The organism is Candidatus Liberibacter sp. (assembly GCF_014048425.1).
GTDB lineage: Bacteria > Pseudomonadota > Alphaproteobacteria > Rhizobiales > Rhizobiaceae > Liberibacter.
The window spans coordinates 1-9,043 of record NZ_JACETX010000046.1; the positions used below are offsets into that span (position 1 = coordinate 1).

Sequence of the window (9,043 nt, forward strand, 5' to 3'; positions counted from 1 at the left end):
GGAATAGACTTTAATATGAGTGGCTTCATTTTTAATAAGTTTGCAATGCGATGATTGGCAAAGGTAAGGTAGTGCGGAATGTTTGGCAGGTAGGTGTGCGGATAGATTTTGAAAAAAAAAGATCTTTTGCAGGAGTGGGGAGTGCGTATTGTACGTTTTGTTTCAGTGCTTTGAATTGTTTTGTTTTTTATAACCTTAGATTGTTTAAAGAAAATTTAGAGCAATTTAATTGCATTTTTCTTTAATTTTGCGACTATTGTTTTCATATCATTTATCACCTGAAGATAAGGTTTAGTAGACATTTCGTAATTTTTTATTTATGCTGCAGGAAATAGAGCGTACCAAAAATATTGTTGCCATTATCTATGGATTTTTTTACTTTGGCTGTTATTTTATGAGCTTCAGGAAGATGTTTATGATTTTTGTTTTGAGGAGAGTGGGATTTCGTGTCTAAAAATCCAATGAGTCAATTTGTTGTCAAAAAGATTGTTCCAATTACTTTCGGAAACATTGATCTTTCGTTTACGAATTCCTCTCTCGCTATGTTGATTACTGTATTGATTGTCTTGTCTTTTTCTTGTTTTGCTGTGCGTAATTGTCGAACGATTCCAACGCGAATACAGTCTTTAATGGAAATTATATACAATTTTGTCATGTCTACGTTATGCGATGCGGCGAGTCCTCAAGCTAAGCAGTTTTTTTCTTTTGTTTTTTCGCTTTTTATTTTTATTTTGACAGCTAATATACTCGGTATGTATCCTTATCTTTTTTCATTTACGAGTCAGATTGTTATCACTGCAAGTTTTTCTGCTTTAGTAATATTGGCTGTTATAATTTCCGGTTTCTATAGAAATGGTTTGAAATTTCTTAGAATATTTATTCCCTCTGGGATTCCTGCTTTAATGGGTCCGATGGTTTTTTTTATAGAAATAACATCTTTCCTTTCTCGTCCGATTAGCTTATCCTTGCGCTTGTTTGCAAATATGTTGGCTGGGCATATTATGCTAAAAGTATTTTCTGGATTTGTTTTAAACTTGATTTATTTTGGTGGATTGGGAATAGTCCTTGCTCTACTAACTTTATTGGTAAATGTTGCTATAACTGGACTTGAATTTTTTGTCGCCTTTATGCAAGCATATATTTTTATGGTGCTCACGTGCTTATATGTTAGGGACGTATATGACGCTGATCAGCATTGATGGGGAGATGACTTCGATGGAGAGGTCATGATGTGTTTATTTAATAATAACTTGATTATGAGGAGTTTATAATGGAACAAGAGACAGTATTAACAGCGGTTAATTATTATGCCCAGGCATCGAAGTATTTTGCTATAGGATCAGCTTCCATAGGTTTGGGGTTGGTTGCTCTTGCTCTTGGAAGTGTTTTTAGGAGCTATTTATTAGGTGCTTTGCGCAATCCGTCTGCAGCTGGAGAACAGAAAGTGAGCGTTTTGATTTTCGCCGCGATTACAGAATCTGTAGGTATATTTTTGCTTCTTGTTATTATGCTACTTATTTTTGTGTCTTAAGATAAAAGCGGCATTAAATCTTTTATATGAGATGTTTATGAACTGTGAACTATGGCTGTGAGGGGTGTGATGTCTGCTTCAGAAGTCGATATGTATCCAAAAAAATCGGGGATAGTAGCGTTATGGATAATGTTAACACCGGATCCGTTGCAGTCCATGGTATTGCTAGTAAATTTCCTCCTTTTGATACTACTACATTTGTATCGCAATTTTTTTGGCTTGTGATCACATTTGGTTTTTTCTACGCCGTTATGCATAGGCTGGTTTTGCCTCGTATTGGTGCAGCTATAAAAAATCGTCAGGATAGGATATCGGGTGATCTTGATGAAGCTGCATCTATTAGAAAACAAGTTGATTCTATGATAGAATCCTACGAGAGGGATTTAGAAAATGCTCGTGTAAAAGCGAGACAAATTTTTAATAAAGCTTATGAGGATGCTAAGAAGAAACTCGATTCTGAGCGTAAAACAGCTGAAATAGATGCTTTACGTAAATTATCAGAATCTCATGAAAAGATGGAAAGCATGAAAGAAAAGGCTTTGGGAGATATTTCTTCTGTCGCGAAGGATATAGTGCAAGATATAGTTCAAAAACTGATAGGAATTTCTATATCTGAAAAAGATCTTAGATTTGTCATAGAATCATTGAAAAAGCAAGGGATTATTGATGTATGACTTATCTTGACGAGACCTTTTTAGCATTTGTTGCTCTTGTAGTTTTTATTTCAGTATTGGTATATTTACGAGTTCCTTCTATTTTATTGTCTTTTTTAGATTCTCGTGCGGATCGTATTCGTAATGAACTTTTTGAAGCAAGACGTTCGTGCAAAGATGCAGAAATTCTTCTAGCTCAATATAAAGAAAAATACAGTCAAGTTGAACAAGAAGTTCAAAAAATCATCAAGCTCTCTGAGCATAGGATAGAGGCTCTTGAGGCTGAGAATCGCCAAATAATAGAAGAAATTTTTGCTTCGCGTCTTGCAGCGGTGGAGAGAAATATTCGTTCTGCAGAGTCGGAGGTTATGCGCTCTTTCTATTCGAAAGCAGCGGATATTTCTATAGAAATTTCTAAGAAAATCATTTTTGAGAAAATAGATAGTAAGTTGGAATCTAAAATTTTTCAGAAATCTATGGATGAAATTAAGAAAAATTATAATTAGTTTTATTGTCGTTTTTTTCCATCCCTTTAGGGAGGGAGAAAGAGGATTCTGGATCAATGAAGAATCTTCATATAGTGCCTTATTAGAAAGCAAGAAGATAGGTATATTATTTTATTCCGACCGCATTACCCCAAAAAAGTGGTGATACAATGACAGATACGATAGTAGAGTGATGGTATTCTGTGCTTCGTGCTTTGTTTTGGAAAACTATTTGTCAAGAAGATCTACCCTAGATGATTGTGCTTTGCATCCCGATATGTCAGAATCGTCGTTTGAAAAAGTAGGTGATGTGTAATACGAAACCTCGTTTGAGGAAAGAAGAGACTTTAAGGACGAGGGGGGATATAAACAGGGAATAGTTTTCTATGAGACGCTCAACTATCTTGTATAGATTGAAGGATTTTGGATTATAGAATAGTTCGCAACCTATTTATTTGAGCAGACCTTGAGGGATGGAGGTTTTATGAGATCCTTTTTTCGTTATATTTTACGCTCGACAGAGTCGAACGAAAAGAATTGTTCCTTTTTTCAGGACGATAGTTATCACTAGTCTGAAATTCACTTTCCAGATATGAACGCCAATTATTCTTTCAAGATTGAATTTCTTGTGCAAAAAAATTTTTTCGTCTGTCAAGAGATTTGCGTGCAATTCAGGTGATCTGCATAAACTAAACCATAGACTTATGTGAGTTTATCGATACATTTTAGGATTCGCAAATAACGGTTCATCACCTTTATATTGAATTTCTTGAGTAGATATTTTGTTTGTAAATATTTCTCATTTTTATCAATATTTTTGCCCTGTATGCTTTAGTATATTAGAAAACCATGCCACTTCTGGATCAAACGTTTTTCCTCCTCGAATATCTTCAAATTTGATAACACGCAAGAGATTGTCTTGTCTTTCATCCTCTCCTATCACGCCAGATATACCCGAAATTGCGCTATCCACAGCAAGAATAACCATTTTTCGTATAAGGTTCAAATCATCTTCTTCAGCGGGAGCTGAACGAGCAAAATAACCTGATTTTTGTACAATAGAGCGCTCTGCTTTAATAAGAGTTGAAAATTTCTGAGCAAACCACGAACCGACATTTATTGTGTCTAGGCGAATATGGCCAAAAGAATCTTGAGGGACATCGTTCCCAACAGACTTCCGTTCAGCAACAATAGTATCAAGACAAGCCCCTTCGGAAACGAATAGAGCAACTGATCCTTTAGTTTCCAATACCTTTCCAAGGCGTTCACTTTCTTCTTCAAGATTAAAGCACATTTCCGGCAAATAGATACCATCTATGCCCTTAAAACTAGGAGAGAACATGAAGCCGTCAATGTACTGTCTGTCGTGAATCATTTCTAGATAAGATCGCGCAGAACAAGCTGTCAACCAACCACAATTTCTACCCATAATCTCATGAATAATCAAACTTTTTGGAGATGCACTGCGCTCATTGGAAATATTATCAAAAAATCTTGCACTGACGTTGGCAGCTGTCAAAGCACCTAAAGACTGATGTATTGGAGCAATATCGTTATCTATTGTTTTAGGTAATCCAACAACGGTGAGTTTATAACCTGTTGTATCAAAATAACGAAGAAGATCGGTCGCTGTAGTATTTGTATCATCACCTCCTATAGTATGGAGAATAGTGATTTTATCTGCCATAATTTGCTGAGCAGCTACTTCTAAAGGATTTTCATTTTCCTTGATCAAATTCCGCTTGATACAATCATCGGCATTCGTGAGTTTTACGCGACTATTCCCTATAGGAGAGCCACCATAACCAACCAATACATCAGCATGTTGACGCATATGAGGAGATATCTTAAAGCTATCGCCTAAAAGCAACCCTTGGTATCCGGAACGATAAGCAATCAAATCTGCTTCTGGTATAACCTTGCTATAGCGTTTAATGAGCATACCAATAACCGCAGATAGGCATGGAGCAATACCTCCAGAGGTTAAAAAAGCAACTTTTTGTTTGACCATAATCTTTCCTAAGACAAGCTTTATTATAATATAAGGTTGAGAATAGTAGATCGGAAAATTTTGTATATTACCTTAACTATAAAGCGATCGTGAAAATAACTCAAGATATAAACAGAATTTGGGTTGAGACAAGATCTGATTTTTTAAACCACGATATTCTTTTTTAAGTTTTTCGGATGGAGTATTGTGGTTTTTTTTTTCATAAGGCGTAATTCATTGTTTTGATTTTCTATGTCAGTAGATGCTTCCTTTGATTTGTATTGACAGGAAATAAAATAGGTATTTTTTCCTTAAAATCAACATACTATCAATTCTATTTATTTTTGCATAGAGAAGATATTCTTTGTCTTTTCTGAAATCCTCTTCATCCTATACAATGAGGATTTTAACTGTATTCAGATATGATCCTGAAGTACTTAAGTATATTTTTATTTTATCGGGTTGCTTTAAAAGCCATCCTTATTTTGTCAGGGAAAAATATATAATTTGAGCTGAAGTAGTAGGGTTTTCCAGATGGACTCAGGATAATTAGCCAAAAGATGACTTCACTGCAGGTTTCCATCTGGAATACGGCGTTAGCGAAAAGCTGACTTCACTGCAGGATTTGCTCCATCTAAGGTTATATAATCTTCATAAATGTTTTTTGGGACTATTCGTTTTGGCTTTTCTTGTAAAACTCAAACGCTGAATCGAAAGTGCATGATATCACCATCCGCCACAATATACTCTTTTCCTTCATCTCGTGCTTTTCCTGCTTCCTTAGCAGGATTTTCTCCGCCTAAGGTTATATAATCTTCATAAGCGATTGTTAAAGCACGTATGAAGCCACGTTCGAAATCAGAATGAATAACACCTGCTGCTTTTTGAGCGTTTATTCCACGCGGCACTGTCCAAGCATGTGTTTCTTTAGGGCCGACTGTAAAGTATGTTATCAAATTGAGCAGTCGATATCCGGAACGAATAAGGTGTTCAAGGCCAGATACAGATATTCCTAAATCTTTCATGAAGAGAGCAGATTCTTCTTCTGAAATTTGTGCCATTTCTGCTTCAATTGCAGCGGAAATAACAATCATTTCAGCACCTTGACTTTCAGCGAGTTTTTTAACGGCTTGGGTATACTCATTTCCTGTTACAATGTCATTTTCGGAAACATTGCAGACATACAGAACAGGTTTAGACGTTAGAAGGTTTAAATCTTTGAAAATACGCATCGAATCATGGTCAAGGGATGTCAATAAAGTTCTGACAGATTGGCCTTTTTCTATCAGGCGAAGACAAGAAGAAATAACAGATTGCGTGAGAACTATGTCTTCAGAAGTATAATGTTTCTGTTTTTTATTTTTCTCAAAAAGTCGTTCAATCTTTTCAAGATCAGAGAGCATCAGTTCGGTTTCTACCGTTTCGATGTCATTAATGGGATTAATATGATTCTCAACATGGATAATATTATCGTCTTCAAAACAACGCAATACATGCACAATCGCGTCTACTTCGCGAATATTTGCAAGAAATTGATTGCCAAGACCTTCGCCTTTTGATGCCCCACGCACCAGTCCTGCAATATCTACAAATGACATACGAGCTGGAATAATATCTTTCGAATGAGCAACATCAGCTAATTTACGCAAGCGTGTATCAGGGACAGCAACTTCACCAGAATTCGGTTCTATCGTACAAAAAGGATAATTCGCCGCTTGAGCTGTTGCTGTGCGTGTCAGCGCATTAAAAAGAGTCGATTTCCCAACATTGGGAAGTCCCACAATACCACATTTAAATCCCATAAAAACTTATCCTTTTTCAAAAATTGCACTTATCTTGAAGCAAAGAATGACGATCAGGTCAAGGTTCAAGACAATAAATACTATTTTCAAAGATAAACGAACTCTTGAAGAAGAGTTGGCGTTGCAGAATCTGGCTGTCTAAAAGAAAAGTTGGTGTTGCGGGAGCGGGTTTTCTCAAAGTTGATCGTCCAGCATATTTGAACTTGCCAAAATAGAAAGTAAAACCAAGATGGAAAGCGATACCATGCACGATACATCGGCTCTCGTAGAGGACTGTCAAAGCTCAGAGCGTAAAAAGTGGTATGAGAGATTTGCATTAGAATGGCTTGAATTCTTTTAATAAGACCCCTGATCACTGTTCAGTGGATTATCATTCTCTTATCCGATAGCCAAAATGGGAATGATGATAGTAGAGATCAAACAACATGGTATTTCTATTTCATTGTTTAACATGGTTCTTGGTGATTTTGAACAAAATCTTGTGTCTTCCATCGTTGGCTATTGGTTTTGCGATAGGACGGTCTTGATCAAAAGCTTTGAGGGACTGAGATTAACAGCCTATCGATTATATCCCGATGGCTTTGCTATGCTCCTTTATCCAAGAGATAATCTCTTTTATTTTAGGATTTGAGTATACAGGTGGGATTGTGCAAAAGAGGAGGGGGGGGAATCATTGTTTCACCCCCAAAAAAGTTTGACAAAAATATGAAAAATATCAAGCAAAAACAATATTTTATTTTTTTATGTATGAGATTTGTAATATCTAGATATCAGATATTTTCCCTGTTCTATCTTTGACATATGAGATGGAAGTTATAATGCCTTACAAGCTTTTCCTCAAGAAGAAGGTAAACCATTGAGTTCTGCACCGGAATGATGTGCAAGTCCAACGATGAATAGAAATATCCATCTTCAAGCAAGCTTTAATGAGTATAACCATAAAGAACAGTTGTGCACGGCAACAATTGTTTTTAGGGAATTTCAAAACCTCCCTAAGATTGTGGGTAAGCATCAATAAATCAATTGTGCAGTTTCATAGCTTTATGCGTCCTTTTCCTCTTGGGCATACGCTGCAAGAAGTCTCTTATCTTCTTCGGCATATGCCCACCCCCCAAAAAAACAGATAGGTTCAGATGTTCGTGAGGGCATGTGTATTATGGCAGATAGGGCTGATGAATTTCTCAAGTTGGCTTGGCTTAATGTTTTACTCCATTTCCGTTTTAATACTAGCTTGAGGATATTAAATTATACGGTTTATTTTTGTGCACCGATAACTTTGTAATACTCTACCATTTCAAATTGAGGGATTTTTCGTCAAGCGAACCCCATATAAATAGAGACATGAGGAAATTTATCAGGCTCTTTCTCTCCAGAGAAATCCCCAGAAAAGTCCTGCGACCATATCCTCAAAACGAAGAAAAAAGCAAAATTACCACACCAATAAACGGTGTAAACGTCACAATTGAGAATTGCCTCCATCGCTTATAAATAAATCAGAAGCATCCCGATGCAAACAAAGATCTTCTTTTAATCCCAATTGAGAAGCAACTTTTTTAATAGCAAAACAAGTGGATACAACACCAAATGACGAAACCTCTATGGGCAGAGAACCTTGACCAAGAAAATAAATCACCTTGGTCTCGTCCGCAATAACGACCCCATACGGGAAGATATGCTCGCTACGATTTTTTTTTCATGAAATAGAGCCCCTCTACGCCCCTTAATAAGACGCAAGCGAGAATCTGTTTCATCACAACCATCTACGATTAAATCAATACACGATACATCCTCAATCGATCGCAAAGGAATACGATGTTCCTTGCAAAAACTTTCTGTATATCGCGAATTCAATACCTTGCACACGCAAACCATCTGTAATCCTTTGCGAAAGAAGAAGGAAGTGGCATATCCCCCCATAAAACATTTCTTCTCAATAGTCTTAGAGTAACCAATAGAGTGAGCAAAAAGAAGAAGAGTATTGAATATCTCTACTAACTACGGGGAACATGGATCTCCATTTCGTAATAAATTTCCAGTTGTTTCATGCTTTGCCATATTGACTTTTAGGGCTAGATTAAAACCACAATTTTCGTTTGTATTACGTTCAGGTTGAGTGTTTTTTCAGGAGCAGCAAGAGAGAAATTATCTTCATTTTTAAGTGTTTTTTCTCCCAACCTACGTTGTTCTTTTGATTGTGATTTATCTATTACAGGAACAACAGGATTTGCTGGATCGCTTGCATTTTGAGGTATATTTTCGTCCAACCTAAGCCATTATTCTGACTGCGATTTATCTATTACGGGTGCAACGGAGGGTAATGGGTTTTTCTGGATCTATTACAGGTGCAACAGGATTTGCTGAGTCGCTTGCATTTTAAGGTATATTTTCGTCCAACCTGAGCCATTATTCTGACTGCGATTTATCTATTACAGGTGCAACGGAGGGTAATGGGGTTTTTCTGGATCTATTACAGGTGCAACGGGGGGTAATGGGTTTTTCTGGATTTATTACAGGTGCAACAGGATTTGCTGAGTCGCGTGCATTTTGAGGTATATTTTCGTTTAATCTGAGCTGTTCTTTTA

10 protein-coding genes are annotated in these 9,043 nt (G+C 36.6%); 5 read left to right on the forward strand and 5 right to left on the reverse strand.

The genetic code is table 11. From position 1 onward, the window contains the following. The first annotated feature begins 446 nt into the window (after nt 1-446). From H0G72_RS05060 to H0G72_RS05075, 4 genes are all read left to right on the forward strand, one after another. On the forward strand, nt 447-1,199 hold the full coding sequence (locus tag H0G72_RS05060) for a F0F1 ATP synthase subunit A (protein ID WP_182017695.1): 753 nt from the start codon (nt 447-449) through the stop codon (nt 1,197-1,199). A 71-nt stretch (nt 1,200-1,270) separates the two neighbouring features. Next, the gene (locus H0G72_RS05065) at nt 1,271-1,531 is read left to right on the forward strand and encodes a F0F1 ATP synthase subunit C (RefSeq protein WP_182017696.1); all 261 of its coding nucleotides are present in this window, start codon (nt 1,271-1,273) and stop codon (nt 1,529-1,531) included. 122 nt (nt 1,532-1,653) lie between these two features. Next, nucleotides 1,654-2,205, forward strand: coding sequence for a F0F1 ATP synthase subunit B family protein (locus tag H0G72_RS05070; protein WP_182017697.1), 552 nt, complete (start codon nt 1,654-1,656; stop codon nt 2,203-2,205). Further along, nucleotides 2,202-2,690, forward strand: a complete 489-nt coding sequence (locus H0G72_RS05075; protein ID WP_182017698.1) for a F0F1 ATP synthase subunit B family protein — start codon at nt 2,202-2,204, stop codon at nt 2,688-2,690. The genes H0G72_RS05070 and H0G72_RS05075 overlap by 4 nt, the downstream gene beginning before the upstream one ends. A gap of 787 nt (nt 2,691-3,477) precedes the next feature. On the opposite strand, the gene H0G72_RS05080 is transcribed toward H0G72_RS05075, so the two are convergent. Beyond that, nucleotides 3,478-4,680, reverse strand: coding sequence for a pyrophosphate--fructose-6-phosphate 1-phosphotransferase (locus H0G72_RS05080; RefSeq protein WP_182017699.1), 1,203 nt, complete (start codon nt 4,678-4,680; stop codon nt 3,478-3,480). Nucleotides 4,681-5,357: 677 nt separating this feature from the next. Then, the gene (ychF, locus tag H0G72_RS05085; RefSeq protein WP_182017700.1) at nt 5,358-6,461 is read right to left on the reverse strand and encodes a redox-regulated ATPase YchF; all 1,104 of its coding nucleotides are present in this window, start codon (nt 6,459-6,461) and stop codon (nt 5,358-5,360) included. Between the two features lie 394 nt (nt 6,462-6,855). Between ychF and H0G72_RS05090 the strand changes: the two genes are divergently transcribed. Beyond that, nucleotides 6,856-7,092 carry a hypothetical protein gene (locus H0G72_RS05090; protein ID WP_182017701.1) on the forward strand — a complete coding sequence of 79 codons (237 nt, stop codon included), beginning with the start codon at nt 6,856-6,858 and terminating at the stop codon, nt 7,090-7,092. A gap of 825 nt (nt 7,093-7,917) precedes the next feature. Here the strand turns inward: H0G72_RS05090 and H0G72_RS06315 are convergent. The 3 genes from H0G72_RS06315 to H0G72_RS05100 all read right to left on the reverse strand — a co-directional run bounded on the left by H0G72_RS06315 (nt 7,918) and on the right by H0G72_RS05100 (nt 8,725). Continuing rightward, nucleotides 7,918-8,094, reverse strand: coding sequence for a hypothetical protein (locus H0G72_RS06315; RefSeq protein ID WP_310649496.1), 177 nt, complete (start codon nt 8,092-8,094; stop codon nt 7,918-7,920). Then, a complete protein-coding gene (locus H0G72_RS06320) occupies nt 8,091-8,333 on the reverse strand; it encodes a ribose-5-phosphate isomerase A (RefSeq protein WP_259345156.1) in 243 nt (80 codons plus the stop codon). The genes H0G72_RS06315 and H0G72_RS06320 overlap by 4 nt, the downstream gene beginning before the upstream one ends. A gap of 197 nt (nt 8,334-8,530) precedes the next feature. After that, nucleotides 8,531-8,725: a hypothetical protein gene (locus H0G72_RS05100; RefSeq protein ID WP_182017702.1), complete on the reverse strand. Its 195-nt coding sequence runs from the start codon at nt 8,723-8,725 to the stop codon at nt 8,531-8,533. Nucleotides 8,726-9,043: the final 318 nt, after the last annotated feature.

What these genes read in the sequence shown, in the direction of transcription:
- H0G72_RS05065 (WP_182017696.1), top strand. Translation starts at nt 1,271, where the DNA reads ATGGAACAAGAGACAGTATTAACAGCGGTTAATTATTATGCCCAGGCA.
- H0G72_RS05070 (WP_182017697.1), top strand. Translation starts at nt 1,654, where the DNA reads ATGGATAATGTTAACACCGGATCCGTTGCAGTCCATGGTATTGCTAGT.
- H0G72_RS05075 (WP_182017698.1), top strand. Translation starts at nt 2,202, where the DNA reads ATGACTTATCTTGACGAGACCTTTTTAGCATTTGTTGCTCTTGTAGTT.
- H0G72_RS05080 (WP_182017699.1), bottom strand. Translation starts at nt 4,680, where the DNA reads ATGGTCAAACAAAAAGTTGCTTTTTTAACCTCTGGAGGTATTGCTCCA.
- ychF (WP_182017700.1), bottom strand. Translation starts at nt 6,461, where the DNA reads ATGGGATTTAAATGTGGTATTGTGGGACTTCCCAATGTTGGGAAATCG.
- H0G72_RS05090 (WP_182017701.1), top strand. Translation starts at nt 6,856, where the DNA reads ATGGGAATGATGATAGTAGAGATCAAACAACATGGTATTTCTATTTCA.
- H0G72_RS06320 (WP_259345156.1), bottom strand. Translation starts at nt 8,333, where the DNA reads ATGGTTTGCGTGTGCAAGGTATTGAATTCGCGATATACAGAAAGTTTT.